Here is a 26018-nt window from a genome sequence, read left to right on the forward strand (position 1 = left end):
CAGTTTTGCGCGTGACAGGGGTTTGGAATTGCCACATTTTGCCTATCTAGTGTAGACTACGCCCAACATTTTTAAGGACATCTGAATGGCACATTCCGACCCCAAGCTGGCAAAACTCGATCCGGTCTGGTCACAGATCACCGATGAAGCACGTGTGGCGATTGCGGATGAGCCGCTTTTGGGCGGGCTTATTCACGGCTCTCTCTTGCACCACGGCAAGCTGGATTCGGCCTTGGCGTACCGCTTTTCGCAAAAGCTGGCGTCGGCTGAGATGTCGGAGCAAATCCTGCGCGAGATCGCGGATGAGGCCTATGCGGCTGACCCGTGGTTGGGCGAGGCTGCGCGCGCCGATATCGTTGCGGTCTATGACCGTGACCCAGCCTGCGAGCGCTTTATTCAGCCGGTGTTGTTCTTCAAGGGCTTCCAAGCGATTCAAGCCTACCGTATCGGGCATTGGCTGTGGAAACAGGGCCGCAAGGACATGTCTTACTTCGTGCAGATGCGCACCTCGGAAGCGTTTGGAGTCGACATCCATCCGGCGGCGCGGATTGGCAAAGGCATCATGATCGACCACGCGCATTCTATCGTGATCGGGGAGACGGCGGTCGTTGGCGACAACGTGTCAATGCTGCATTCTGTGACGCTGGGCGGCACCGGCAAAGAGCACGACGACCGTCATCCCAAGATTGAAAACGGCGTGTTGATCGGCGCGGGCGCGAAAGTTCTGGGCAACATCACCGTCGGACATTGCTCGCGCATTGCGGCGGGGTCCGTGGTGCTGGAAGAGGTGCCGCCGATGAAGACCGTGGCAGGTGTGCCAGCGCGTATCGTCGGGGAGGCGGGGTGCACGCACCCGTCGATCTCCATGGATCAGATGATTGGCACAAGAAGCTGATATATAACCATTAAAATGAAAAAGGCCGGATCAGGTGATCCGGCCTTTTTCATGTCATGTCACCGCAGTCAGGCGAGCATGCCCATCGGGTTTTCCAAGTTGTCCTTGATCGCGTTGAGCAAGTTGGCGCCAAGTGCGCCGTCAATCACACGGTGATCGACGCTGAGCGTCGTCGACATCACGGTGGCCACTTTCAGCTCTCCGTCGTCACCCACAACCGGCTTCTTGGCACCAGCGCCCACGGCCAGAATGGCGGCATGGGGCGGGTTGATGATCGCGTCGAAGTTGTCGATGCCGAACATCCCGAGGTTGGAGATCGCGAAGCTGCCGCCTTGGTATTCATGCGGCGCAAGTTTGCGGTCGCGGGCACGGGCGGCCAGATCCTTCATTTCTGTCGACAAGGCGGACAGCGACTTCATGTCGGCGTCTTTCAGCACGGGCGTGAACAACCCGCCCTCAATCGCCACGGCGACGGCGACGTCGGAGGGCTTCAGGCTCAGCGTGCGGTCGCCTGCCCAGACTGCGTTCGCATCTGGAACCTGCTGCAACGCCAGTGCGCAGGCTTTGATGATGAAGTCGTTAACGGACAGCTTAACACCGCGCGGTTCCAAGGTTTTGTTGAGCGTCGCACGGAACTTGAGCAGCGCATCCAGTTGGATATCGCGGCGCAGGTAGAAGTGCGGCACCGATTGCTTGGCCTCTGTCAGGCGCGCCGCAATGGTCTTGCGCATGCCGTCGAGTGGTTGCTCCTCAAACTCGCGGCCTTCGTACATCTTGCGGACTTGGTCGGTGGTTGGGCCGGACGCCAGTGCGGCGGCGGCTGGGGCCGACGGTGCTGCGGCAGCCGCAGGTGCGGCTTTGGGTGCGGCGGATGCGCCTTCAACGTCGGCTTTGACGATGCGGCCTTTGGGGCCGGAGCCTTTCAAGTCTGCGAGGTCGATGCCTTTGTCCGCAGCAATGCGGCGGGCCAAGGGGGATGCGAACACGCGGTCACCATCTGCACGGGCAGGGGCTTTGGGAGCAGCTGAGGCGGCGGGTACCTCTTGCTTTGCCTCTTTGGGCGCTGCGGCTGGTGTCTCTGCCGGGGCTTCGGAGGTTGCGCCGATGTCATCCGCGCTTTCGCCGTCCTCCAGCAGCACCGCGATGGCGGTGTTTACCTTGACGCCTTCGGTGCCTTCCTCAACGAGGATTTTGCCGATGACGCCCTCGTCCACGGCTTCAAATTCCATGGTGGCCTTGTCGGTTTCAATTTCCGCCATCACGTCGCCGGAGTTGACGGTGTCGCCTTCCTTCACCAGCCATTTGGCCAGTGTGCCCTCTTCCATGGTCGGGGACAGCGCAGGCATGAGAATTTCGATTGGCATGATCAGCGCTCCTTAACGGTAGGTGACAGCTTTGACGGCGTCGATGACCTCTTTGGTCGTCGTCAGCGCAAGCTTCTCTAGGTTGGCGGCATAGGGCATGGGAACGTCCTTACCAGTGCAATTGATGACCGGTGCGTCGAGGTAGTCGAACGCTTCCTGCATCAACACAGAGCTGATGTAGCTGCCGATGGAGCAGACAGGGAAGCCTTCCTCTACGGTCACGCAGCGGTTGGTTTTCTTGACGCTCTCAATGATAGAGGCGGTGTCCATCGGGCGCAGCGTGCGCAGGTCAAGGACCTCCGCGCTGATGCCATCTTCTGCAAGTTTATCAGCGGCTTCCAGCGCGTACTTCATCCCGATGCCGAAGCTCACGATGGTGACATCTGTGCCCTCGCGCCAGATTTTCGCCTTGCCGAACGGGACGGTGTAATCGTCCATCACAGGCACGTCGAAGGATTGGCCGTAGAGGATTTCGTTCTCTAGGAAGATCACAGGGTTTGGATCGCGGATGGCGGTTTTCAGCAGGCCTTTGGCGTCGGCTGCGGAGTAGGGCATGACCACCTTCAAGCCAGGGATCTGGCTGTACCAAGCGGCGTAATCGTGGGAGTGCTGAGCACCCACGCGCGCGGCGGCACCGTTCGGGCCACGGAACACAATCGGGCACCCCATCTGGCCGCCGGACATATACAGCGTCTTGGCGGCGGAGTTGATGATCTGGTCAATCGCCTGCATGGCGAAGTTGAAGGTCATGAACTCGACAATCGGGTTCAACCCGCCGAAGGCCGCGCCGACACCGATACCGGCGAAGCCGTGCTCGGTGATTGGCGTGTCGATGACGCGCTTGGAGCCGAATTCGTCCAGCAAGCCTTGGCTGATCTTATAGGCGCCCTGATATTCGGCGACTTCCTCACCCATCAGGAACACTTCCGGCGTGCGGCGCATTTCCTCGGCCATCGCGTCGCGAAGGGCTTCGCGCACGGTGGTGGATTTCATTTCCGTCCCCTCGGGGATGTCCATTTCTGCCGGTGCAACGATCTCAACGGGGGCGGCAGGGTTGGCGGACATGGGCTCGTCAATCGGGGCTTTTTCCTCGGTGTCGGCGCTGTCGCCGGAGGAGGCCGAGGCGATGTCATCGGCGCTTTCGCCGTCTTCCAGCAAAACCGCGATAGCGGTGTTTACCTTGACGCCTTCGGTGCCTTCCGCAACGAGGATTTTGCCGATAACGCCTTCGTCGACGGCTTCAAATTCCATCGTGGCTTTGTCGGTCTCGATCTCTGCCATGATGTCGCCGGAGTTGACAGTGTCGCCTTCCTTAACGAGCCATTTGGCAAGGGTGCCTTCTTCCATGGTTGGAGAGAGCGCGGGCATAAGAATTTCGGTCGCCATGTTTTAAGCCTCCGCTTCCATGTAAATGTCTGTGTAAAGCTCGTCCAAGCTTGGCTCCGGGCTTTCTTTGGCAAAGTCTGCGGACTCGTTGACGATGGCCTTAATCTCTTTGTCGATGGCTTTCAGGTCGTCGTCAGTCGCGTGTTTGCCAGTCAGCAGCATGTCACGGACCTGCTCGATGCAGTCACGCTCGTCGCGCATTTTCTGGACCTCTTCGCGGGTCCGGTATTTGGCGGGGTCCGACATGGAGTGCCCACGGTAGCGGTAGGTTTTAACCTCAAGAATGTAGGGGCCTTTGCCCGCGCGGCAGTGCGCCACAGCTTTCTCAGAGGCTTCTTTAACCTTCAGCACATCCATGCCGTCGACCGCTTCGCCTTTGATGCCAAAGGCCGCGCCGCGTGTGTAGATGTCTGGGGAGGAGGTGGAGCGCGCCATGGACGTCCCCATCGCGTATTCGTTGTTCTCAATCACGAAGATCACCGGCAAATCCCAAAGGGCGGCCATGTTGAAGGCTTCGTAGACTTGGCCCTGGTTCGCCGCACCGTCACCGAAGTAGGTGAAGGTCACGTTGTCATTGCCACGGTATTTGTCGGAAAACGCCAGACCCGCGCCCAGTGGCACCTGTGCTGCCACGATGCCGTGGCCGCCGTAGAAATGCTTCTCCTTGGAGAACATGTGCATGGAGCCGCCCTTACCCTTGGAGTAGCCACCTTCGCGGCCGGTCAGCTCTGCCATAACGCCGTTGGGGTCCATGCCGCAGGCCAGCATGTGGCCGTGGTCGCGGTAGGAGGTAATGCGCTTGTCGCCTTCTTTGGTCGCTGCTTCCAGCCCAACCACAACAGCCTCTTGCCCGATGTAGAGGTGGCAAAAGCCCCCGATCAGGCCCATGCCGTACAATTGGCCAGCCTTCTCTTCAAAGCGGCGGATCAAAAGCATGTCACGGTAGTAGCTCAGCAGCTCCTCCTTAGAGACATTCGCTTTCTTGGTTGTTTTCTTGGCGGCCATACTGGCAATCCTCCCAAAAACCTTAGCGCAAAAAGGTATAGTTTAACGTTAAACTATCTTTTAGCAGAGCTTTTGGGAAAGATCACCCCTGTTTAAGTGCCGCAGGGGAATTTTCACCGCAGACGGGGGAAGGGGTGTTAAATTATAGGCGAATGCGCGAGGGTTAGCGCAGCAGGATTTCGTCGGAGCGCATCAGTCCCAGCGTGGCGCGGGCTTGCGTGTCGAGCAAATCCAGATCCAGATACCCGTCGGACAGACGGCGCGTCATGTTGCGCAGATTGGCAACCTCGGCCTCCAGAACGTCTAGCTCGCCCCGCAATACCTCGATTTCGGCCTCAACCTGAACGCGGCGGAAAATGCCGTAGTCGCCCTGCACAGCGGCGAACACAAAATACGCTCCCATCAGGAACAGCACTGAAAAGATCAGCAGCGGCGTAAGGCCGAAAGATGTGGAGCGAACGTTAGTCATGTCATGCCTCAGGGCGCGTCTCTTGTGGACGCTACCCCATATGAATCGCACATGTGATTCGATTTGTGAATCCCCTAAATTGCTAAAACGGCAATATTTATAGGGGATTCAGTCGATTATCCGGCGACAGAGGCCTGATAGATGCTGTCGATTGTGCCGGCGATCATCTCATTGAACGCGGCGTCGCTTTGTTGGGCGGAAAGTCCTTCGGTCAGCGCGCGCGAGAAGCTGGCGATGATACCGGTGTTCGTCGACAGGCGGGCGTTCGCTTCGTCGCGCGAATAGCCGCCCGACAGCGCCACGACACGCAGCACGCGCGGGTGGTCGACCAGTGGCTTATAGATGTTGGCGACCTCTGGCAGCGTCAGCTTCAGCATCACGTCTTTGCCCTCGGGCAGGGCGTCCAACTGCTTGGTCAGCTCTGCCAGCAGGATGGTTTCAGCCTCGGCCTTATCAGCGATGGAAATCGTTACCTCTGGCTCAATAATCGGCATCAGGCCGTGGCCCAAGATCTGGCGGCCAAGGTCGAATTGCTGTGCGACAACCGCTGCAATGCCTGCTTCCGACGCCGCAGAGATGACGGAGCGCATCTTGGTGCCGAACATGCCTTTCTCAACGCCACGTTTCAGCAGCGCGTCCAGACCGTCGATGTGCTTCATCAGCTGAACGCCGTTGGCCTCATCTTCCAAGCCCTTGTCGATCTTCAGGAAAGGCACAACACCGCTGTCTTCCCAGATAAACTTGCCCGACGGGACGCCGTCCATCTCGCGATCCATTGTTTTCTCGAACAAGATCGCGCCGATGACCTTTTCGCCGTTGAAGGCAGGGGCCTTCACGATGCGGGTGCGCATCTGGTGGATTTGGTCGAACATTTCTTCGTCGTTGCTATAGGCATCTTCTTCGACACCGTAGAGACGCAGGGCCTTCGGGGTAGAGCCGCCGCTTTGGTCCAAGGCCGCAATGAAGCCTTTGCCGTTACGGATTTGCTCAAGTTGTTCAGAGTTCGACATGAAAGGCCTCGCTAGGGATACGCTAAGTTGCGCAATCTCTATGGGAGCCGCAATTGGGTTGCAACAATGCTTGCGCTAACATGGCGCAAGCAATCAGGAGCGGACGTAAAACTGCGCCACAACCCACGTCAGAAGCCCGCGCGGGACAAATCTGGGCAGGACCGCAAACACCTTGTTGGCCAATCCAGGCACCACGACGCGCTTGCCGCGCATCATGCCGGACCAGCCGGCGTCCGCCACATCTTCGGCGCTCATCATCAGGCCCAGCTTCAAAAGCCGCACGTCGTGCATGTCGGCATCCTTGAAGAATTCCGTCTTGGTGGCGCCGGGGCAGAGGGCGGTAACGGTGAAATCGCCGCCTGCCAATTCTTGCGCGACGGCTTCCGACAGGGACAGCACATAGGATTTGCTGGCATGGTAGACCGCCATATGCGGCCCCGGCATGAAGGCGGCGGTGGAGGCCACGTTCAGGATTTTGCCCGCGCCGTTTGCGTGCATATGTTGCGCCGCTGATTTCATCAATTGGGTTAGCGCGACAATGTTCACCTGCACGCTGGTGTCCTCTCGCGTGGTGTCGGTTTTGACAAACGGGCCGTTGATGCCAAGCCCCGCGTTGTTCACCAGAACGTCGATCTGGCCAATTTGTACGGCTTCCGCCCATAACTGCGCCGCGCCGTCGCTGGTGTTCAGATCGGCGACGATGACATGCACGGTGCGCCCTGAGCTACGCAACTCCGCCGCCAAAGCCTCCAGCTTGTCTTCGGAGCGCGCGCTCAGGATCAGGTCGCGCCCGTCTTTGGCGGCGCGTCGGGCGATGGCTTTGCCGATCCCCTCAGATGCTCCGGTGATCAGCACATAGCCCATGATTTATCCTTCCAACGCGGCAACGCCCGGTAGGGTTTTGCCTTCCATCCACTCTAGGAACGCGCCCCCAGCGGTGGAAATATAAGTGAAGTCAGCCTCATGGCCGCTTGCGTTCACGGCGGCCACCGTGTCGCCGCCACCCGCCACGGACACAAGCTGCCCCGCCTTGGTCTGGCTGGCAATTTCGTCCAGCACGCCAAAGGTGGCGGTGTGGAAGGGGGCCAACTCGAACACGCCCAAGGGGCCGTTCATGATCAGTGTTTTCGCGTCCTTCAGGACTGATTTGATGTAGTCCACGGTTTGCGGCCCCGCGTCCAAGATCATCTGGTCGTCAGGGCAGGCATCTGCGGCCACAGTCAGCGAGGCGGCGTTTGCCTTGAATTCCGCCGCAACAACGATGTCGCGCGGCAGGATGATTTCACAGCCGGTGGTTTCAGCCTTCGCGAGAATGTCGCGGGCGGTCCCCGCCATATCGTGCTCTGCCAGCGATTTGCCCACACCCACACCTTGCGCCGCAAGGAAGGTGTTGGCCATGCCGCCGCCGATCACCAGATGGTCAACTTTCTCGATCAGGTTCGACAGCAGGTCCAGCTTGGTTGACACTTTCGCGCCACCAACGATGGCCACAACGGGGCGTTCCGGCGTGCCAAGTGCGGCTTCGAGCGCGCTTAGCTCCTCTTGCATCAGGCGACCTGCGCAAGCGGGCAGCAGTTTGGCCAAGGCCTCTGTCGAGGCATGCGCGCGGTGCGCGGCGGAGAAGGCGTCATTCACATACACGTCGCCCAATGTTGCCAGCCGCGCGGCGAAGCCCGCCTCATTGGCTTCCTCGCCCGGGTTAAAGCGCAGGTTCTCCAACAAGGCGATTTGCCCAGCCTCCAGCGCCGCAACGCTGTCGCTGTAATCGCCATCAATGAATGTCACGGGCTTGCCCAAAATGTCGGACAGGGCAGGGACCACGTGGCGCAGCGACATCTCCGGCACGGTTTTGCCTTTGGGTCTGCCGTAATGCGCCATCAACACCGGCGTGCCGCCTGCGGCGACGATGTCGCGCACGGTGGGCACGATACGTTCCATACGGGTGGCGTCGGTCACGCGGCCGTCTTCCATCGGCACGTTGATATCCACGCGAACCAACACGCGTTTGCCGTTCAGGTCGAGATCGTCAAGAGTTTTCCAAGCCATGTGCGTGCTGTCTCCATAAAAGCCTACGGCCCGCTTCTATAAGGAGCGGGCCGCGTGATCTAGTCGTCGGTTGGGGCTAATTGCAGCTAGATAAGCTTGCCCATCGCCACGGCGGTGTCTGCCATGCGGTTCGAGAAGCCCCATTCGTTGTCGTACCATGTCAGGATGCGGACCATGCGGCCGTCCAGAACTTTGGTTTGATCCGCCGCAAAGATCGAGGAGCGCGGGTCGTGGTTGAAGTCGGAGCTGACAAGCTTCTTCTCGGTGTAGCCAAGAATACCTTTCAGCGGGCCGTTCTCTGCGGCGGCCGAGATCAGCGCGTTCACCTCGTCGATTGTGGTGTCGCGGGCGGCTTCAAAGGTCAAATCCACCACCGATACGTTCGGGGTTGGCACGCGGATCGCCACGCCGTCCAACTTGCCGTCCAGCTCTGGTAGCACCAAGCCCACGGCCTTGGCGGCACCTGTGGATGTCGGGATCATCGACAAAGCCGCCGCGCGGGCGCGGTACAGGTCTTTGTGCATCGTGTCCAAAGTGGGCTGATCGCCCGTGTAGCTGTGGATCGTCGTCATGAAGCCTTTGACGATGCCGATGTTGGCCTCAAGCACGTGCACAACTGGCGACAAGCAGTTGGTGGTGCAAGATGCGTTGGACACAACGATGTCGTCGGCGGTCAGGGTTTCGTGGTTCACGCCGTAGACGATGGTTTTGTCCGCGTCCTTGCCTGGTGCCGAAATCAGCACCCGCGAGGAGCCGTTTTCGAGGTGCGCCTGACAGGCTTCTTTCGATGTGAAAATGCCGGTACATTCCAGAACAACGTCCACGTCGCCCCATGGCAGGTCAGCGGGGTTGCGAATGGCGGTTACCTTGATCGGGCCACGGCCCACGTCGATCGTGTCGCCGTCAACGACGACTTCTTGCGGGAAGCGTCCGTGAACTGAATCGTACTGCAACAGGTGCGCGTTGGTCTCGACTGGGCCTAGGTCATTGATGGCAATCACCTCAATGTCGGTGCGACCGCTCTCGATGATGCCGCGCAACACATTACGGCCGATGCGACCAAAACCGTTGATGGCTACTTTAACTGACATGGGGAGGACCCTCCTGCTGGGAGATTGGAAATCTGTTACCGCTAACAATTACATTTTGAGGCAAAGGTCAACCGGGGGAGGCTGAATACTGGGCGCGGATTGAGGGGGATTGGCGGGGATTTGCGCGGGGTGGGCGCTTGATTGGTGCGCGGCTGGCGCTCGGCGCACCACAAAGTTGCCACATTGTGCATGCAATATCCCACCCGTGTGGGGAAAACGCGTGAATTTTAACAATTTTGTCTAAGCTTGTGGAGATTGATCCAATGGAACACACCCGCCTTCAACCCATCAAAGGCGCCTCGGCCCGCGAGAAAACGGCGTTTACGATGAAAACCATCAAAGAGCTGCTTGCCGAAGAAACTCAGGCCGCTGAAGCCCAAGCCGAGGCACAGCAGCAGCCAGAGATCACAGAGCCGGAAGCCACCGCACCTGCGCCGCAGATGGAAGAAGCCCCTGTGGCAGAGATCGCGGAGCCTGTTGCAGCAGCACCCAAAGCGGCCACTCTGCCGCCAATCGCACCGACGCCGGAACCCGAACCCGCCAAGCCCGTCGAGGTGAAGCCACGCTCTTTTCTGGGAAGCTTGATCGGCCGCTAGATCGCGTGGCCACTCAGCGCCAAAACGCTAAGTAGTTGGTCAGCTGCAACAGCTTGCGGCCTAGGAATATGTGCAAGTCCCATCCGAAAACGAAATGATCCGCGGCAAGGATGCCACAGATCAGGACCGCCAAAACAATCGCTATCTTATCCGTCATGTCGGGCGCGCGTCCTCTGAGGTGTCAGAGGCGTCCCATCGCTGCGGCCACGTCGGCCATGCGGCACGAGAAGCCCCATTCGTTGTCATACCAAGCCAATACCCGAACCCTGCGCCCGCCGACAACCTTTGTCTGGTTGGGGGCAAAAATCGAGTTCTCTTTTTTGGGCAAAAAGATCAAGAAATCGGCGCGACGGTGGTAGTGGGCATTGCGGCGGCATCCCTGCGCCACAACGCCAGCTTTGCCGAGCTTACGTGCTCAGTAAAGCCGCACCGCAATAGTATTTTGGTCATCCACTGACGGTCTGGGTTATCGTGCGAAACTGTCGCTAAGTTGGGCCGCGCATTTCGCGGGCCCAAAGCATGTTGGAGAACCCGAACGCCCAGCTTTTGATTCCGCCATTGTGGCGCAACCCAAAGGCCACATTCATTCGTGGTCTGAAAAACGGGGGCGAGAGCTGCGCAGCCAACTTCTAACATAAGAACCGAAACATGAACGCTTTGCGCAAACTGCGGCGCCGACGCGCCACCATAGAATGTACTGGGCGCGCCGCAGCTGGCAGCGAAGGCCCTCCATTCGTCAATCGTCGGAAATATCTGCGTCTGGAGATGATTGTCCAATTTCAGTTTCATACTCTTGCAGCCGCCTCTCCATCTCGCTCATCGGCAGGTTTTCGACGCAGTGCCACATTACAAAACTGTCGAAATGTTTGGCGTACCGCTCATCTAGATGCACAAGCAAAACCAGCTCATCCACCTGCGTTGTACCGTCCGGCAAACGACCTTTGTTCGTAAAGCCGTAAAGCCCATAGAATGCATCAGGTCCTTTACTGTCAGGATAGACAGGCTTTGCGTCCTCATTTTCCAGAACGACGAGGCGCAATCCTCGGGCTTGCTGCGTGTTGGTAAGGGTCAGGATCGGGTTACCGTCTCGGTCAGTATCGAACAGCGGTGCATAGCCGGAAAGATCTTCGCCAAGTAGCTCACGGACCCTTTCGGCCCAATAGAGTTCCAGCATGAGAAACTGATGGTCATCGTTGGGCCATGCGGGAAACGGGAATGCCGGATGGCGACGGATGTCATCGAGAGTGTAAGTCGGGCTGTTCATCAGGGATCACGCAATAAAGTTGGGTGTCGAGCCATAGCTGTCGACATCGTAGCGCTTACCGCCACTCGGGTCCGAGGCGGCAAAGGTTTTTTCACCGAGATACCCAGCTGGAGGACGGGCTAAAACATAGCGTTCAAGTCTAACCTTTGCCTGTGTCCGAATGCTTCGCTGGCGCCGACCGAGCATGGCCCAAGTCGCTTGTGAAAGACCGATCGCTGTGGCTGCAGGAATTGGGGTCGTGCTAACGAAAGCGGGGGCACCGATTGTACTTCCTGACGTCCCCCCGCAATCCATCCCTTGCGCATGGACCCGTACGCTGTATGGCCTTGGGCAATTGCCCGTCGCGCAGGTGTCTGTTGTGGGCACCGCGGGTGCCCGCGGTTCGGCGCGTGGCTCCGCGCGTGTAGCTTGGTAAACCTCATTGCCTAGCAAGACGGTGCCGACGGTGATGATGGTCCCGCCGATTGCCCAGAGCGCCCAACCGGGTGGTCCACCAAGGGCTGCTGGGCCCATTATGGCATATCCGTTCATGTCGTTCCCTCCAATACGCGTTGAAAGCCCATGGCCATTAAGATGACATGGCGGGCTTTTACGTTCCCACTAAGCGCGGGATTGCGCATGATGTAGTGAAATTCTGGGCGGATAGTCATATCAACCCCACTTTGAAGGCACAGCGCGAGCAGCCCTCTTTGGTATAGTCCGATATCCGTGAGCGCGACGATGCGCGCATAGATCGATCTGTCCCCGTGTTGCCTGTATGTCGAAATTTGATCCGCAAGTTCTGGATCAATCTCGCGGGTGTCTTGCTCAAATTGCCAAAGGCCGTCCGAGAGAGCCTGCGCGGCCACTCGATCTTCCAACTCTTGCATTTGACGTGAAGAAAGTCGCATGGGGAAATAATACAATTAACTAATAATTAGCGCTTTTTACCTCGAAATTTTGAGTTTGGAAAGCCTGTTGAAACCGACGGGTAAAACATCGCATCAGCTCAACTCTTTGATAGGGCCCCTCCGATCAAAGAGCCTGCGCCACAAGACGTCGCGCAGGTTTTGATTTCAGGGGATGTTTAGGTAAGGCGCGCGTCCTCTGAGGTGTCAGAGGCGTCCCATCGCTGCGGCCACGTCGGCCATGCGGCAGGAGAAACCCCATTCGTTGTCATACCAAGCCAGCACCCGAACCGTGCGCCCGCCGACGACCTTTGTCTGGTCGGGGGCGAAAATGCATGAGTGGGCGGTGTGGTTGAAGTCGATGGAAACTTTCTGCTCCGGATCATAGCTCAGAACCGCGCCCATGTGACCGGCGGCGGCCTCGGCCACCACGGCGTTCACGTCTTCGACGGTCACGTCTTTGGAAGCCTCAAATGTCAGATCCACGGCGGATACGTTCGGCGTTGGCACGCGCATTGCGGTGCCGTCCAGTTTACCTGCCAGTTCCGGCAGGACTTCGCCCAAGGCTTTCGCTGCGCCGGTGGAGGTCGGGATCATCGCCATCGCTGCAGCACGCGCGCGGTATAGGTCGGCGTGGCGGCGGTCCAAAGTTGGTTGGTCGCCAGTGTAGCTGTGAATCGTAGTCATGATGCCGCGCTCGATACCGATCGCGTCGTTCAAGACTTTCGCCAGCGGGGCAAGGCAGTTGGTGGTGCAGGACCCGTTAGAGACGACTTTATGCTCCGGCAGCAGGTCACGGTGGTTCACGCCGTAAACGATGGTGCGGTCAACACCGCCCGCAGGGGCAGAAATCAAAACGCGCTTCGCGCCGCGTGACAGGTGCACTTCGGATTGGGCCTTGGAGTTGAACTTGCCGGTGCATTCCAACACGACGTCAACGCCGCTCCAGTCCAGTTCTTCGGGATCATAGGTGGAGAACACCTTCATCGGGCCACGGCCGATGTCCATTGTGTCACCGTCCACGCGAACCTCTTGGCCAAAGCGGCCATGAACGCTGTCGTACTTCAACAGGTGTGCATTGGTCTCGATAGGGCCGGTGGCGTTGATGGCGACGACTTGAACGTCGTTGCGTGCGCTCTCGGCGATATGGGCCAGGGTGCAGCGGCCGATGCGGCCGAACCCGTTGATAGCTACGGTTGTTGTCATGGTCACAGGTCCCTTTACGCTCCGCTCAATCTTGTCAGGAGGTATAAGGGCTGCGCCCCCATGTGGATACCTTGATTTGGCTTAAAAATGAAGCTGATAGCGTTAACACGCTGGGCCTTGGCGGTGCGGGCGGGGTGTGGTTTGACTGTTAGCGATAACGAATTGGACGGAGGACCACGGGGTAAGAATCACCTTACTTCGCCACGAACACCAAACTCGCGCCGTTCAGGCAATGGCGCTTGCCGGATGGTGCGGGGCCATCGTCGAAGATGTGGCCCAAGTGGCTGCCGCAGCGACGACAATGGACCTCGGTGCACGTGGTAAACAGCGTGTTGTCCGGCTTGGTCGCGACGGCGTTGCGAAGGGGCGCGGTGAAGCTGGGCCAACCGGTGCCGGAATCGTATTTTGCATCTGACGCATACAGCGGCAGATCGCAGCCACGGCAGATGTATGTCCCGCGCGACGTCTCGTCGTTTAATGGGCTGAGGTAGGCGTTCTCTGTCTTTTCCTCGCGCATCACCAAATACTGCGTGTCGGTGAGCATCGCCCGCCACTCCGCTTCGCTGCGGGTGACTTCAAATATGCCTGTTCCGGCGTGAAGGCGGGAAGTGGCGCAGGCGGCGGTAGCGGTGAGAAGAAATGCGCGGCGTGAAAACTGGGTCATGGTGCTCAATCCTATTGGTCCGGAGGAGGGTGTCGGGCGGCCAGTGACTGCCGCCCGACGTCGCGTGCCTGGAGAGGACAGCGTTATTTTGGAACCAGCACCGAGTTCACCACGTGAATGACACCGTTCGACTGGTTCACGTCTTGGATGACCATGCCCGCGCCGTTGCCGCTTTCATCAACAATGTAGAGCTTCCCGCCTTTGATGGTCGCAGACAACGTGTCGCCCGAAACGGTGAGGAACGAATGAAACCCGCTGTCGGAGGCACGGACCTTGGCGGCGATGTCGCTGCTCGACATTTTGCCGGCAACAACATGGGCGGTCAGAACCTTGGTCAGCATGTCCTTGTTTTCGGGCATAAGCAGCGTCTCCACCGTGCCAGCGGGCAGGGCGTCGAAGGCGGCATTCACGGGGGCGAACACGGTGAACGGTCCGGGGCTTGCAAGGGTGTCAACCAGACCGGCGGCTTTCACGGCGGCGACCAGCGTTGTGTGATCGGCAGAGTTCACGGCGTTTTCTACGATGTTCTTGTTCTCGAACATCGGCGCACCACCCACATCTGGGTTTGCGGCGAAAGCTGGGGCGGAAAGTACGAGCGTAGCGGCGAGGAAGTGCTTGATCATGTCGTTGTCCTTTGCATGGAGCGGGGCCAAATGCCCGGCTATGCAAGAACCCACGTGGACAGGATCAGGAAAGTTTCAGGCAGGGGCAAAATAAATTGCCCCCGCGCGTAGATTTAGCCGCGTTTCGCTTCCAGCGTTTCGGCCAAAGCTTCGGAGCGTGCGGCGAGTTCCGCCAGCGTGTCGGTGACAGAGGCAGGGACCACGGGCACTTCAACGGTTTGGGGCGGCGCGGCTTTCAGGCTTTCCAGCTCACGGCGCATTTTGTCCAAGCGGTCTTCGGCGGCGTTCAGGTCTTCTTCCAGACCTGCGGTCTTATCCGCCAGCATCAGGCCCGCCATCAGCAACATGCGGGTTTCCGGCATCCGGCCGATTTGTTCGGCCAGCACACTGGCCTCATTGTCGAGAAACTTGGCTGCGGTTTGCAAAAAGTGCTCTTCGCCGGTTTGGCAGGCGACTTGAAAGGTGCGGCCACCGATTTCGATGTTGATCTCTGGCATAGCTTAACCCTCCTTAACCAATGGGGCGATGTCGCTCAGGATGTCGTCCAGCTCCGCAAGGTCGGCGGCGCGGGCGGCCTGAAGCGCCTCGTTCTCGGTTTCCAACGCAGTGTTGATCGCGGCGTCTGCGCCTTGGTGTTCGGCATTGGCGCTGCGCAGCTGCTTGTTGGTGTCGCGCAGGGCGCCCATAACCGCTTGCAAGCGCTTGTTTTCGCTGTCCATAAATTCCAACCGGTCGGTCAGGCGGGCAACACGGGTTTCCAGCCGCTCGATGCGGGCAAGGTTTTGCTGACCGGACTCAACCAGCCGCGCGTTGGTGTCGCGTTCGATTTCCAGCTCTTCAATCATATCCGCATCCGGCGCGGCCGGGGCGTTGGCGATCTGGTCAGCGCTATACGCAATGCGGTCCAACGCAGTGATAATGCGTTGCTCCAGCTCTGTGACGTTCGTCATGTTAGTCCCTCGTCTCGTTGGAGGACCGTTCTGCGGAAAATCCCGCGACGAATCAACTCCGTGCCTCACAGGCTTGATTTTAACCATAGATTGCGGCGAATGCCTCCCCTTTAAGCGTGCATCAGGGTGTTGTGGCGTCAACCGTGCCTTGAACTTCGCGCCAACGCTGGTATCACCGCGAACGATACGGACCGCCAAATAAGGATCAAACCCTTGGATATTGCAGCCTTGCGCAAAGCTCACCCCGAACATTGGATGCGCGCCGCCGCCATCCGTACCCTGACACTAGACGCCGTTGCGGCGGCGAATTCCGGCCACTCTGGCATGCCAATGGGCATGGCGGACGTTGCAACGGTCTTGTTCGAGAAGCACATGAAGTTCGACGCATCCGCGCCAAACTGGCCTGACCGCGACCGCTTCATCCTGTCAGCGGGTCACGGCTCCATGCTGATCTATTCGCTACTGCACCTCACCGGCTACGCGGACATGACGCTGGAGCAGATCAAAAACTTCCGCCAGAAGGGCGCGATCACTGCGGGTCACCCAGAGTACGGCCACGCCACAGGTATTGAGACGACGACAGGCCCGCTGGGCCAAGGTATCGCCAACTCCGTCGGCTTCGCGATGGCAGAAGAAAACCAGCGCGCACGGTTCGGCAAGAAGCTGGTTGACCACTACACCTACTGCATCGCGGGTGACGGTTGCCTGATGGAAGGCGTCAGCCAAGAGGCCATCGGCATCGCTGGCCGCCACGAGTTGGGCCGCCTGATTGTGCTGTGGGACAACAACAACATCACCATCGACGGCACCGTGGAGCTGTCCGACCGCACTGACCAGATCCAGCGCTTCAAAGCGTCCGGCTGGCATGTGCAGGAAATCGACGGCCACGATCCAGAGCAGATCGACGCGGCCATCGAGAAAGCCAAGAAAACCAAGAAGCCATCGATGATTGCGTGCAAAACACACATCGCACTGGGCTCTTCGGCGCAAGACACCTCCAAAGGCCACGGCGCACTGACCTCCGATGATCTGATCCGCGACACCAAAGCCGCCTACGGCTGGTCCGGCGGCCCGTTCGAGATCCCTGCAGACGTGAAATCCCAGTGGGAGGCCATCGGGTCGCGCGGCGCAGCAGACCGCCAAGCGTGGGAAGGCCGTATGCAAGAGGTCTCCGGCTCCAAGCAAAAGGAATTCGCCCGCTGTTACGCAGGCGATGTGCCGAACAAGCTGTCTTCGACAATCAAGGCGTTGAAAAAGCAGATCAGCGAAGGCAAGCCCAAGGTTGCAACCCGCAAGGCGTCCGAGATGGCGCTCGAAGTGATCAACCCGATCATGCAGGAAACCTTTGGCGGCTCCGCCGATTTGACCGGTTCCAACAACACGTTGACCGGCGACATGGGGGTCTTCGACACCGACAACCGCAAGGGCCGTTACATGTATTACGGCATCCGTGAGCACGGCATGGCCGCTGCGATGAATGGCATGGCTTTGCACGGCGGAACAAAGGCTTACGGCGGCACGTTCATGTGCTTTACCGACTATGCACGGGGCGCGATGCGCCTGTCCGCGCTGATGGGCGTGCCCGTCACTTATGTGATGACACACGACAGCATCGGCCTTGGCGAAGATGGCCCGACACACCAACCGGTGGAGCATTTGGCCATGTTGCGCGCAACGCCAAACACCAACGTGTTCCGCCCAGCGGATGCGGTGGAAACTGCCGAGGCTTGGGAATTGGCGCTGTCGTCCAAATCCACGCCGTCCGTTATGGCGCTGTCGCGCCAGAACCTGCCGACTGTGCGCACCGACCACAAGCTGAAGAACCTGACCGCCCAAGGCGCCTATGTTCTGGCAGAGGCCGAAAGCAAGCGTCAGGCGATCATCATGGCGACTGGCTCCGAGGTGGAAATCGCTTTGGCGGCCCGTGAGTTGCTGGAAGCCGAGGGCATCGGCACGCGCGTCGTGTCCATGCCATGCCACGAACTGTTCGCGGCTCAAGACGAAAGCTACCGCCGCAAGGTTTTGCCTGCCGGTCCGGTACGTGTCGCAGTGGAAGCCGCAGTCGGCTTTGGCTGGGATCGTTGGTTGCTGGGCGAGCGCGGCAAAAACGGCAAAGCGGCGTTTGTCGGCATGGAAGGCTTCGGCGCATCCGCACCAGCGGACGAGCTATATGAGCACTTCGGCATCACCGCACAGAACGTGGCCGATAAGGTCAAAGGTCTTCTGTAAGGCCTTCTAGAAAAACAAAAAAGCCCGGAGAAGTGATGACTTCGTCGGGCTTTTTTTATGGGGTGTAGCGATGATCTAGGAATTCATCGCACGGAACTGATCGGCAACCGCCTCGTCAAAGGGGACTTTCTTCGATTTCAGAAGCTTGTCGAACTGCTTGGATTTTAGCGCAGGTGTCAAATTGTAGCTGTCGCAAATGAACTGTCCGTCGATGAACAGTTGCGCGACCTTCTCCCAACCGGACCGCTTTTGTACAGCGGCAAGCAGGCGTGGGTCGCGGCTCAGGTCGACGGGGTGAAAGTCGATTTTCAGGGCCGCAATAACATCGCGCCCCATCATCGATTCCGCATCCGACGGTGACTGAACCGCACCATTCATGAACAAGACCACGCGATGCTCAGAGAAGATATTGTCTAGATACTCTTCAATCTCATCGCTCATGGTTTTGGTTCCTTAGCTATTGTGTTCGCGGATCTTGTTGGCCGCGTCTTTGTCGAAGCTTACACCGTTTTGCTCCAACAGGGTATCCAACTCACCGGACAGTGTCATTTCGGTGATGATATCGCAGCCACCGACGAATTCGCCTTTGACGTAGAGTTGCGGGATTGTCGGCCAATCCGAGAATTCCTTGATGCCTGAGCGGATGCCTTCATCCGCCAAAACATTCACGTCTTTGTATTGGACGCCCATGTAGTTCAGCACGCCCGCCACTTTGGACGAGAAGCCGCACTGTGGCATCTCGGATGTGCCCTTCATGAACAAGACAACGTCGTTGCCGTCCACGGTTTCTTTGATTTGTACGTTTGCGTCAGTCATGACTTACTCCGGTGCTTTGGTTGTCAGGGCCAGTGCGTGCAAGGCACCGCTGTCCACTTTTTCTTTAACGGTGGCCATCACGGCGCGCTGTTGCTGCACGCGGTTTTGGCCCCTGAAGCTCTCATCCACCACAAGGGCCGAAAAATGTGCGCCGTCGTCGCCATTCACTTCGATCTGGGCGTCGGGAAAGCCGATCCGGATCAAGTCTTCAATGTCTTTGGGTAGCATGGCGCACGCGGCTCCTGTTCGATGGTCGTTGATGTGAAGGTAAGTAGCGGGCGGGAAGGTGACAACCCTCTCTCGCCCGACTTGCAAAGACTTTACCCGACGGCGGCTTCAAAGCTGGTGTGATACACCTCTGACAACTCCGCTAGTGGAACGGAGGATCCGCCGATCGTCACCGCGTCGCCGCCGAATTTGCCGACGCTGGTCAGCGTTACGCCAGCTTGGCCAGCCGCGCTCATAAGCGCCTCCGCCTTATCGAACGAACATCCGATCAGGTAGCGCGCTTGATCCTCGCCGAACGCCATCGCCGTGGTGTCATCGTCCAAGGTCATACCAACACCAGCGGCGTCGGCCATCTCGAACGCAGCTACAGCCACGCCGCCGTCCGACACGTCGGTACAGACGTCGATCCATTCGCGCTGCGCGCGGATGAAGTCACCGTTCAGCTTCTCAGCCGCCAGATCAACCTGCGGCGCGTCCCCGTCCTCACGGTTGAAGACCTCCGCCAGCAGGGCGGATTGGCCAAGATGGCCAATTGCATCACCAACCATCAGCAGCACATGGCCCTCGCGCACCGTGCCTGCGATGATGTCGTCCGTGTGCTGGATCAGGCCCACTGCACCAATCGTGGGTGTTGGCAGAATTCCGGTGCCGTCGGTCTCATTGTAAAGCGACACGTTGCCGGAAACGATGGGCATATCCAGCGCTTTGACGGCAAGGCCGATACCCTTAATGGCACCAACGAACTGGCCCATGATTTCGGGCTTCTCAGGGTTGCCGAAGTTCATATTGTCGGTGGTCGCCAATGGCACGGCCCCCACGGCGGTCAGGTTGCGGTAGGCTTCCGCCACCGCCTGTTTGCCGCCTTCAACGGGGTTGGCCTTAACGTAGCGCGGCGTCACGTCCGAGGTGAAGGCCAGCGCCTTATCGGTGCCGTGGACGCGCACGATGCCCGCACCCGCGCCGGGCGCGTTGATGGTGTCGGCCATAACTTGGCTGTCGTACTGCTCCCAAACCCACTGCTTGCGCGCATAGTTCGGGCTGGACAGGATCATGCGCAACGCGTCGATGGCGTCGACCTGCGGGATATCCTCTAGCGGATCGGCCGCAGGGGTTTCCACCCAAGGGCGGTCGTACTCAGGGGCGGAGCCGGACAGTGTTTTTAGCGGCAGGTCGGCTTTGACCTCGCCGTTATGCGTGATCAGGAAGCGGTCTTCGTCGATGGTTTCGCCAACGATGGCAAAATCGAGGTCCCATTTCTCAAAAACAGCGCGCGCTTCTGCTTCCAACTCCGGCTTCAAGACCATCAGCATGCGCTCTTGCGACTCGCTGAGCATCATCTCGTAGGCGGTCATGTTCTCTTCGCGCTGCGGCACGTTCTCAAGGTAGAGCTTTACACCAAGGTTGCCCTTGTCGCCCATCTCCACGGCGGAACAGGTCAGGCCAGCGGCCCCCATATCCTGAATGGAGATCACGGCGCCCGTCGCCATCAGCTCCAGCGTGGCTTCCATCAGGCGCTTTTCGGTGAAGGGGTCGCCCACTTGAACGGTGGGGCGCTTGTCCTCAATTGTGTCATCAAACTCGGCCGATGCCATCGTCGCGCCACCAACGCCGTCACGGCCAGTTTTAGCGCCCAGATAGACCACAGGCATCCCGACACCGGAGGCGGCGGAATAGAAAATCTTGTCAGTGTCCGCGAGGCCCGCCGCAAAAGCGTTCACAAGGCAGTTGCCGTTGTAAGCTGGGTGAAAGCGCACTTCGCCGCCCACGGTCGGCACGCCAAAGCAGTTGCCGTACCCGCCAACACCCGCAACCACGCCGGAGACGAGTTGCTTGGTTTTGTGATGCTCAGGAGAACCAAAGGACAGCGAGTTCATCGCCGCAATCGGACGCGCACCCATAGTAAACACATCCCTAAGAATGCCGCCCACACCGGTCGCAGCGCCTTGATAGGGCTCAATGTAGGACGGATGGTTGTGCGATTCCATTTTGAAAACAACACACTGGCCGTCGCCAATATCGACGATCCCTGCGTTCTCGCCAGGGCCGCAAATCACCTGAGGGCCCTCAGTCGGCAGCGTGCGCAGCCATTTTTTCGAGGATTTGTATGAGCAGTGCTCGTTCCACATGGCCGAAAAAATGCCGAGTTCGGTGAACGTCGGCTCACGGCCCATAATCTCCAGTATGCGCTGGTATTCGTCGGGCGAAAGCCCATGCGCGGCGATGAGATCATCGGTGATATGTGGTTCTTGCATTCCTTGACGTCCCCGGATCATTTCTGCTTGCGCACCTCTTATTGCACAGGGGGCTTAGGGGGAAGGGGTGTTCTTTGCGCCGTGCGGCTAGACACTGCCGTGTACCAGACTTTCTGGGAAAGTCTGGTCCCAATTTCTCTATGAGAAATTGCATGCCTCATACCCATCAGCGCAAAAAAAAAGGCCGAGCATAAAGCTCGGCCGAAGTCCAACAGGGAGGTGGGAAACACATGGTGTCTCCCAGTGACTTTGAATTAGGCATCTGAACTCTTCGGTTCAAGAAAAATAGGCAGTTTTTAAAACATAACCGCTATGCGCTGAGCGCATAGCAAGCCCTAAATCAATCGTTTTCAAACATTTGTGCCCGCTTTTTTTGCTCGCCTATTTGTTCCAGCACAAAGTCGCGAAAGGCAGATATGCGTTTGGACTGCCGTAATTCTTCCGGAAACGCCAAGAAAACGGGCACTGCATTGGATTCGACATCTGGCAGCACCCGCACAATCTCAGGATCATCAATGGCCACATAATGCGGCAGTACGCCCACGCCCAGATCATTGCGGACCGCTTGCAGGCAGCCGAAGTAATTGTTCACGGTCAAAATGTTCGGCAGATCGTAACTCATCAACTCGCGCACAAGCGTCGCACCTGCGGACACTTGCTCTGACGCCACGTTCTGGCAAATCAGGCGGTGGTCTCGGAGGTCTTCCATAGTTTCGGGGGTGTTGTGCTCGGCCAGATAGTTTCGCGACGCGTAAAGGCGCATGCGAACAGACATCAGGCGTTTGCGAACAAGATCGGCCTGTGATGGCTCTTTCATGCGGATCGCCACATCGGCCTCACGCATGGGCAGGTCCAAAACCCGCTCGTCCAGCATCAGGTTGATATTCAAGTCGGGGTATTTCTCATAAAGGCGCGACAGGCGTGGGGCCAGCCATAGGGAGCCGAATCCGATGGTTGTGGTCACACGCAGCTCTCCGAACACCTCTTCCTCGCTGTCGCGGATGCGCGCAGAGGCCGCATCAAGGCGCTTGGTCATAGCGCGGGTTGCGTCGAAAAGCAGCTCGCCTTGCTCGGTCAGAATCAATCCGCGGGCATGGCGGTGAAAGAGAGTGGTGTTCAGCGATTCTTCTAGCGCGCGCACCTGCCGCGACACAGCAGACTGGGACAGGTGCAAGGTTTCGCCCGCATGTGTCAGGCTGCCCGCATCCGCAACCGCGTGAAAAATTCTTAGCTTGTCCCAATCCATAAAGGGCCCACTTTCTTACAAATATCTTAATGTTCGGACCATGTAACCTTTCGGGTGGGGAGGCGAAAAGGTTTCATTTGCAAAAATCGCTTGGTAGGTCAGCTTTTGTGACCTATAATGAGTCAACCTAAGCACTGGGAGGCGCGGCATGGGCAATCAATCTATTTCACTGACGGATCGCTACGATCTGGAGAAGTCGCCGGTTCTGTTGAACGGCACACAGGCGCTGGTGCGCCTTGTCCTTATGCAAAAGGCGCGCGACGCCGCGGCAGGGCTGAACACGGCGGGATTGGTGACCGGCTATCGCGGCTCGCCACTGGGCGCGGTCGATTTGCAGATGACCAAAGCCGAAAAGATGCTGGAAGCCGCTGATGTCAAGTTTCAGTGGGGATTGAACGAAGATTTGGCCGCGACGGCGATTTGGGGATCCCAACAAGCTGAACTGCGCGGCGAGGGGCGGTATGACGGCGTATTTGGCCTCTGGTACGGCAAGGGGCCGGGCGTTGACCGCACGGGCGACGTGATGCGTCATGCCAACATGGCGGGCACATCGCCCCATGGCGGCGTGATCATGGCGATGGGCGATGACCACACGGGCGAGTCGTCCACGACGTTGCACCAATCCGACTGGGCGATGGTTGACGCTTACATGCCGGTTTTGTCGCCTGCTGGTGTGCAGGAAATTCTGGATTACGGCATGTATGGCTGGGCCTTGTCGCGCTATTCCGGCCTTTGGGTCGGGCTGAAGACCATGAAGGACACGATTGAGGTCACGTCCGTCGTGGATGGACGCCCAGACCGCATGTCCTTCGTGACGCCAGAGATGGATTTGCCCGAAGGCGGCCTGAATATCCGTCTGATCGACACCCCGCAAGAGCAAGAAGCGCGTGTAATTGACTACCGCAGGTTCGCCGCTGAAGCCTTTGCAAAGGCAAATAAAATCGACAAACGTGTCTGGGGTAAACCTGGTGCAAAAATCGGTTTTGTGGCGGCGGGCAAGAACTACCTTGATCTGGTCCACGCGTTCTCGCTGCTGGGCATCGACGGCGAGGAAGCCGAGCGTCTGGGCATCACCATGTATAAGGTCGGTCAGGTTTGGCCGCTTGATATGGACAGCTTCCACGATTTCGCCAGCGGGCTTGATCTGATTGTGGTGGTGGAAGAAAAGCGCAAACTGATCGAAGTGCAGGTCAAGGAGGCGCTGTTCGACGACCACTACCAGCAGCGCGTATATGGCTGGCACAAGGGGGATACATGGGAGAATGGCCGCCGTTTGGAGCTGTTCCCGACGCGCGCAGCGCTTGACCCTATTGATGTTGCAGAGAAAATTGGCGGCATCCTGATTGAGGAAGGTCGCCGCACCGACCGGATCGAAGCAGGGCTCGCGAAACTCGCGGAGGCCCGCAGGTCCGACAACGCGCAGGATATCGCGGCGCGACTGCCGTATTTCTGCTCGGGCTGCCCACACAACAGCTCCACCAAAGTGCCTGAGGGCTCTCGCGCCTACGCGGGTATCGGCTGTCACTACATGGTGCAATGGATGGACCGCGAAACCGTGGGCTTCACCCAAATGGGTGGTGAAGGGGCCAACTGGATCGGGGAGGCGCCGTTCAGCAAACGTGATCACGTTTTCCAAAACCTTGGGGACGGCACCTACAACCACTCGGGCATTCAGGCAGTGCGTGCCGCAGTCGCCGCGAAAACCAACATCACCTACAAGGTGCTCTACAATGACGCCGTCGCCATGACGGGCGGGCAGGAGAACGAAGGCGACCTTGACGCGCCGCGCATCGTTGCGGAGTTGAAGGCCATGGGCATTAAGGAATTGGTGCTGGTCTACGACGAAAAGGAAGACGTGGACTTCACGCAATTCCCGTCCGATCTGGAACGTCATGAGCGCTCAGAGCTTCCTGCTGTTCAGGAAAGATTGAGCAAAGTCAATGGTGTGTCGGCTATTGTTTACATCCAGACCTGCGCCGCAGAAAAACGCCGCCGTCGTAAGCGGGGGCTATTTCCTGATCCCGACAAGCGGGTGTTTATTAACACGGACGTGTGCGAAGGCTGCGGCGATTGTGGCGTGCAATCAAACTGCGTGTCTATCGTTCCTGCGGAAACCGAACTGGGCCGCAAGCGCGCGATTGACCAATCGTCGTGCAACAAGGACTTCTCCTGCGTCAACGGCTTTTGCCCGTCTTTCGTGACGGTCGAGGGTGCGAAACTGAAGAAACAGGCCACCGCAGAGGTGGAACTGCCAGAATTGCCCGAGCCAACGCTCCCTGTGATCACAGGGACGCATAACGTTGTAATCACAGGTGTCGGCGGGACTGGCGTTGTGACCATCGGTGCCGTGCTTGCCATGGCCGCGCATATCGACGGCAAAGGTGCCGGCATGATGGAAATGGCGGGGCTGGCCCAAAAAGGCGGCGCGGTCCACATTCATTGCCGCCTGTCGAACAACCCCGACGACATCAGCGCCATCCGCGTGGCAACGGGGGAGGCTGACGCGGTTATCGGCGGTGATCTGGTGGTGACGGCGGGGGCGAAAACCCTTGGCCTGATGACCACAGGGCGCACGGGCGGGGTGGTGAACAACCACGAGATCATCACCGGCGACTTCACCCGCGACACCGAATTCAAGATCCCGACGGACCGATTGCAGCTGTCGCTGGAAGCGCGGCTTCAAGACGGCGTGCAGTTCTTCGACGCGTCGGAATTGGCGCGGGTGTTGATGGGCGACAGCATCTACTCCAACATGATGATCTTCGGGGCGGCGTGGCAACGCGGGCTTCTGCCGATCAGCTTTGAGGCGTTGATGCGGGCGATCGACCTGAACGGTGCAGCACCTGAGCGTAACAAACGCGCGTTTGAACTGGGTCGTTGGGCGGCCGCATACCCCGAACAGGCGGCAGGCTACGGCAAAGATCAGGTGGTCGCGCTTCCTAAAACGCTGGACGACAAAATTGCCTATCGCCGCAAACATCTGGAAGCCTATCAGTCAGACGCTTTGGTGAAACGCTACGACGCGGCGTTGGCCGAAATCAGCGATCCTGCTTTGAAAGAAGCGGTCGCAAAAGGCTACCATAAGCTGCTGACATATAAGGATGAATACGAGGTCGCGCGCCTGCATCTGGAGACAGAAGCTAAAGCCCGCGAGGCCTTCGATGGCGATCTGAAGCTGACCTACCATCTTGCGCCGCCGATGATGTCCAAGATTGGGGCCAACGGGCGGCCCATGAAGAAGGAATACGGGGCGTGGATGGCCCGTGGATTCCGCGTTCTGGCGAAGCTGAAAGGCTTGCGCGGCACGCCGCTTGATGTCTTCGGCTACACCGAAGAGCGCAAAATGGAGCGTGCTTTGATTGCCCAGTATGAGGCGGATTTGCCGAAGATCCTAAGCGCGTCCAACAAGGATGCCGCCGTGGCCCTGGCGGAGCTGCCACTGCAAATCCGTGGCTTTGGTCCGGTGAAGCAAGCCAATGAGGCGAAAGCCGCAAAGCGCCGCGAGGAGCTTCTGGTGGCGCTCAATTCAACAGAGCCCGCGATGGCGGCGCAGTAAGCTAGGCTTTGCGAAGCAGGTAAACCTGATGCGTCTCGGCGTCGGTCATGGACACCAGTTCATGACCGGCCTCGGCGCAGTAATGGGGCATGTCGATCACTGCGGCGGGGTCATCGGCCAACACCCTAAGCACCTGACCGGAGGCAAGCGCCTGCAAGCGCTTGCGGGCTTTAAGCACGGGAAGGGGGCACAGCAGCCCCAAAGCATCAAGTTCAGCGTCATGTTCCATAACCGT

At 58.7% G+C, this 26018-nt stretch carries 26 protein-coding genes and 1 pseudogene; 4 read left to right on the forward strand and 23 right to left on the reverse strand.

Features of this window, described 5'->3' with window-relative positions; all coding sequences use genetic code 11:
• Window positions 1-85: 85 nt before the first annotated feature.
• On the forward strand, window positions 86-895 hold the full coding sequence (cysE, locus tag BLW66_RS03365) for a serine O-acetyltransferase (protein ID WP_089944990.1): 810 nt from the start codon (window positions 86-88) through the stop codon (window positions 893-895).
• 68 nt (window positions 896-963) lie between these two features.
• Here the strand turns inward: cysE and BLW66_RS03370 are convergent, their stop codons facing one another.
• The 8 genes from BLW66_RS03370 to gap (BLW66_RS03405) all read right to left on the reverse strand — a co-directional run bounded on the left by BLW66_RS03370 (window position 964) and on the right by gap (BLW66_RS03405) (window position 9266).
• Window positions 964-2259 carry a pyruvate dehydrogenase complex dihydrolipoamide acetyltransferase gene (locus tag BLW66_RS03370; protein WP_089944993.1) on the reverse strand — a complete coding sequence of 432 codons (1296 nt, stop codon included), beginning with the start codon at window positions 2257-2259 and terminating at the stop codon, window positions 964-966.
• Window positions 2260-2271: 12 nt separating this feature from the next.
• Entirely contained in the window at window positions 2272-3645 is a 1374-nt protein-coding gene (locus tag BLW66_RS03375) for a pyruvate dehydrogenase complex E1 component subunit beta (RefSeq protein WP_089944996.1), read from the reverse strand.
• A 3-nt stretch (window positions 3646-3648) separates the two neighbouring features.
• Entirely contained in the window at window positions 3649-4650 is a 1002-nt protein-coding gene (gene pdhA / locus BLW66_RS03380) for a pyruvate dehydrogenase (acetyl-transferring) E1 component subunit alpha (RefSeq protein WP_089944999.1), read from the reverse strand.
• A 163-nt stretch (window positions 4651-4813) separates the two neighbouring features.
• Window positions 4814-5119, reverse strand: coding sequence for an FtsB family cell division protein (locus BLW66_RS03385; protein WP_089945003.1), 306 nt, complete (start codon window positions 5117-5119; stop codon window positions 4814-4816).
• A 116-nt stretch (window positions 5120-5235) separates the two neighbouring features.
• Window positions 5236-6129, reverse strand: a complete 894-nt coding sequence (locus BLW66_RS03390) for a fructose bisphosphate aldolase (RefSeq protein ID WP_089945006.1) — start codon at window positions 6127-6129, stop codon at window positions 5236-5238.
• A 93-nt stretch (window positions 6130-6222) separates the two neighbouring features.
• The gene (locus BLW66_RS03395) at window positions 6223-6993 is read right to left on the reverse strand and encodes an SDR family NAD(P)-dependent oxidoreductase (RefSeq protein ID WP_089945009.1); all 771 of its coding nucleotides are present in this window, start codon (window positions 6991-6993) and stop codon (window positions 6223-6225) included.
• Window positions 6994-6996: 3 nt separating this feature from the next.
• Complete coding sequence (locus BLW66_RS03400; RefSeq protein WP_089945012.1) at window positions 6997-8175, reverse strand: phosphoglycerate kinase; 1179 nt, start codon at window positions 8173-8175, stop codon at window positions 6997-6999.
• 86 nt (window positions 8176-8261) lie between these two features.
• Window positions 8262-9266 (reverse strand): type I glyceraldehyde-3-phosphate dehydrogenase, encoded by a 1005-nt coding sequence (gap, locus tag BLW66_RS03405; RefSeq protein WP_089945016.1) that lies wholly within the window; start codon window positions 9264-9266, stop codon window positions 8262-8264.
• A 263-nt stretch (window positions 9267-9529) separates the two neighbouring features.
• Here gap (BLW66_RS03405) and BLW66_RS03410 point away from each other — a divergent pair, with 263 nt between their 5' ends.
• A complete protein-coding gene (locus BLW66_RS03410) occupies window positions 9530-9862 on the forward strand; it encodes a hypothetical protein (RefSeq protein ID WP_089945019.1) in 333 nt (110 codons plus the stop codon).
• Window positions 9863-9875: 13 nt separating this feature from the next.
• Here the strand turns inward: BLW66_RS03410 and BLW66_RS17845 are convergent, their stop codons facing one another.
• The 9 genes and pseudogenes from BLW66_RS17845 to BLW66_RS03450 all read right to left on the reverse strand — a co-directional run bounded on the left by BLW66_RS17845 (window position 9876) and on the right by BLW66_RS03450 (window position 15456).
• A complete protein-coding gene (locus BLW66_RS17845) occupies window positions 9876-10019 on the reverse strand; it encodes a hypothetical protein (protein WP_170833379.1) in 144 nt (47 codons plus the stop codon).
• A gap of 24 nt (window positions 10020-10043) precedes the next feature.
• Window positions 10044-10178, reverse strand: a pseudogene (locus BLW66_RS17720) (erythrose-4-phosphate dehydrogenase); the annotation flags it as partial.
• A 420-nt stretch (window positions 10179-10598) separates the two neighbouring features.
• Window positions 10599-11126 carry a hypothetical protein gene (locus BLW66_RS03420; protein WP_089945025.1) on the reverse strand — a complete coding sequence of 176 codons (528 nt, stop codon included), beginning with the start codon at window positions 11124-11126 and terminating at the stop codon, window positions 10599-10601.
• A 527-nt stretch (window positions 11127-11653) separates the two neighbouring features.
• Window positions 11654-11995, reverse strand: a complete 342-nt coding sequence (locus BLW66_RS03425) for a hypothetical protein (RefSeq protein ID WP_089945028.1) — start codon at window positions 11993-11995, stop codon at window positions 11654-11656.
• A gap of 225 nt (window positions 11996-12220) precedes the next feature.
• A complete protein-coding gene (gene gap, locus BLW66_RS03430) occupies window positions 12221-13219 on the reverse strand; it encodes a type I glyceraldehyde-3-phosphate dehydrogenase (protein ID WP_089945031.1) in 999 nt (332 codons plus the stop codon).
• A 193-nt stretch (window positions 13220-13412) separates the two neighbouring features.
• Window positions 13413-13883, reverse strand: a complete 471-nt coding sequence (msrB, locus tag BLW66_RS03435) for a peptide-methionine (R)-S-oxide reductase MsrB (RefSeq protein ID WP_089945034.1) — start codon at window positions 13881-13883, stop codon at window positions 13413-13415.
• A gap of 83 nt (window positions 13884-13966) precedes the next feature.
• Window positions 13967-14506, reverse strand: coding sequence for a fasciclin domain-containing protein (locus BLW66_RS03440; protein ID WP_089945035.1), 540 nt, complete (start codon window positions 14504-14506; stop codon window positions 13967-13969).
• A 113-nt stretch (window positions 14507-14619) separates the two neighbouring features.
• Window positions 14620-15003: a cell division protein ZapA gene (locus BLW66_RS03445; RefSeq protein WP_089945037.1), complete on the reverse strand. Its 384-nt coding sequence runs from the start codon at window positions 15001-15003 to the stop codon at window positions 14620-14622.
• A gap of 3 nt (window positions 15004-15006) precedes the next feature.
• Complete coding sequence (locus tag BLW66_RS03450; RefSeq protein ID WP_089945039.1) at window positions 15007-15456, reverse strand: hypothetical protein; 450 nt, start codon at window positions 15454-15456, stop codon at window positions 15007-15009.
• 213 nt (window positions 15457-15669) lie between these two features.
• On the opposite strand from BLW66_RS03450, the gene tkt reads away from it, so the two are divergent.
• Window positions 15670-17685 carry a transketolase gene (gene tkt, locus BLW66_RS03455; RefSeq protein ID WP_089945041.1) on the forward strand — a complete coding sequence of 672 codons (2016 nt, stop codon included), beginning with the start codon at window positions 15670-15672 and terminating at the stop codon, window positions 17683-17685.
• A 75-nt stretch (window positions 17686-17760) separates the two neighbouring features.
• Here tkt and BLW66_RS03460 read toward each other — a convergent pair whose 3' ends face one another.
• The 5 genes from BLW66_RS03460 to BLW66_RS03480 all read right to left on the reverse strand — a co-directional run bounded on the left by BLW66_RS03460 (window position 17761) and on the right by BLW66_RS03480 (window position 22227).
• Window positions 17761-18126 (reverse strand): glutaredoxin domain-containing protein, encoded by a 366-nt coding sequence (locus BLW66_RS03460; RefSeq protein WP_089945043.1) that lies wholly within the window; start codon window positions 18124-18126, stop codon window positions 17761-17763.
• A gap of 12 nt (window positions 18127-18138) precedes the next feature.
• Window positions 18139-18501 (reverse strand): Grx4 family monothiol glutaredoxin, encoded by a 363-nt coding sequence (gene grxD / locus BLW66_RS03465; protein WP_089945045.1) that lies wholly within the window; start codon window positions 18499-18501, stop codon window positions 18139-18141.
• A 3-nt stretch (window positions 18502-18504) separates the two neighbouring features.
• A complete protein-coding gene (locus BLW66_RS03470; protein ID WP_089945047.1) occupies window positions 18505-18729 on the reverse strand; it encodes a BolA family protein in 225 nt (74 codons plus the stop codon).
• 92 nt (window positions 18730-18821) lie between these two features.
• Window positions 18822-20981, reverse strand: coding sequence for a phosphoribosylformylglycinamidine synthase subunit PurL (gene purL / locus BLW66_RS03475; RefSeq protein WP_089945049.1), 2160 nt, complete (start codon window positions 20979-20981; stop codon window positions 18822-18824).
• 340 nt (window positions 20982-21321) lie between these two features.
• On the reverse strand, window positions 21322-22227 hold the full coding sequence (locus BLW66_RS03480) for a LysR family transcriptional regulator (RefSeq protein ID WP_089945051.1): 906 nt from the start codon (window positions 22225-22227) through the stop codon (window positions 21322-21324).
• 148 nt (window positions 22228-22375) lie between these two features.
• On the opposite strand from BLW66_RS03480, the gene BLW66_RS03485 reads away from it, so the two are divergent.
• Complete coding sequence (locus BLW66_RS03485; RefSeq protein WP_089945053.1) at window positions 22376-25783, forward strand: indolepyruvate ferredoxin oxidoreductase family protein; 3408 nt, start codon at window positions 22376-22378, stop codon at window positions 25781-25783.
• A 1-nt stretch (window position 25784) separates the two neighbouring features.
• On the opposite strand, the gene BLW66_RS03490 is transcribed toward BLW66_RS03485, so the two are convergent.
• Window positions 25785-26012, reverse strand: a complete 228-nt coding sequence (locus tag BLW66_RS03490) for a sulfurtransferase TusA family protein (protein WP_089945055.1) — start codon at window positions 26010-26012, stop codon at window positions 25785-25787.
• Window positions 26013-26018: the final 6 nt, after the last annotated feature.

It is taken from the genome of Litoreibacter albidus, from assembly GCF_900107015.1.
GTDB classification, from domain to species: domain Bacteria; phylum Pseudomonadota; class Alphaproteobacteria; order Rhodobacterales; family Rhodobacteraceae; genus Litoreibacter; species Litoreibacter albidus.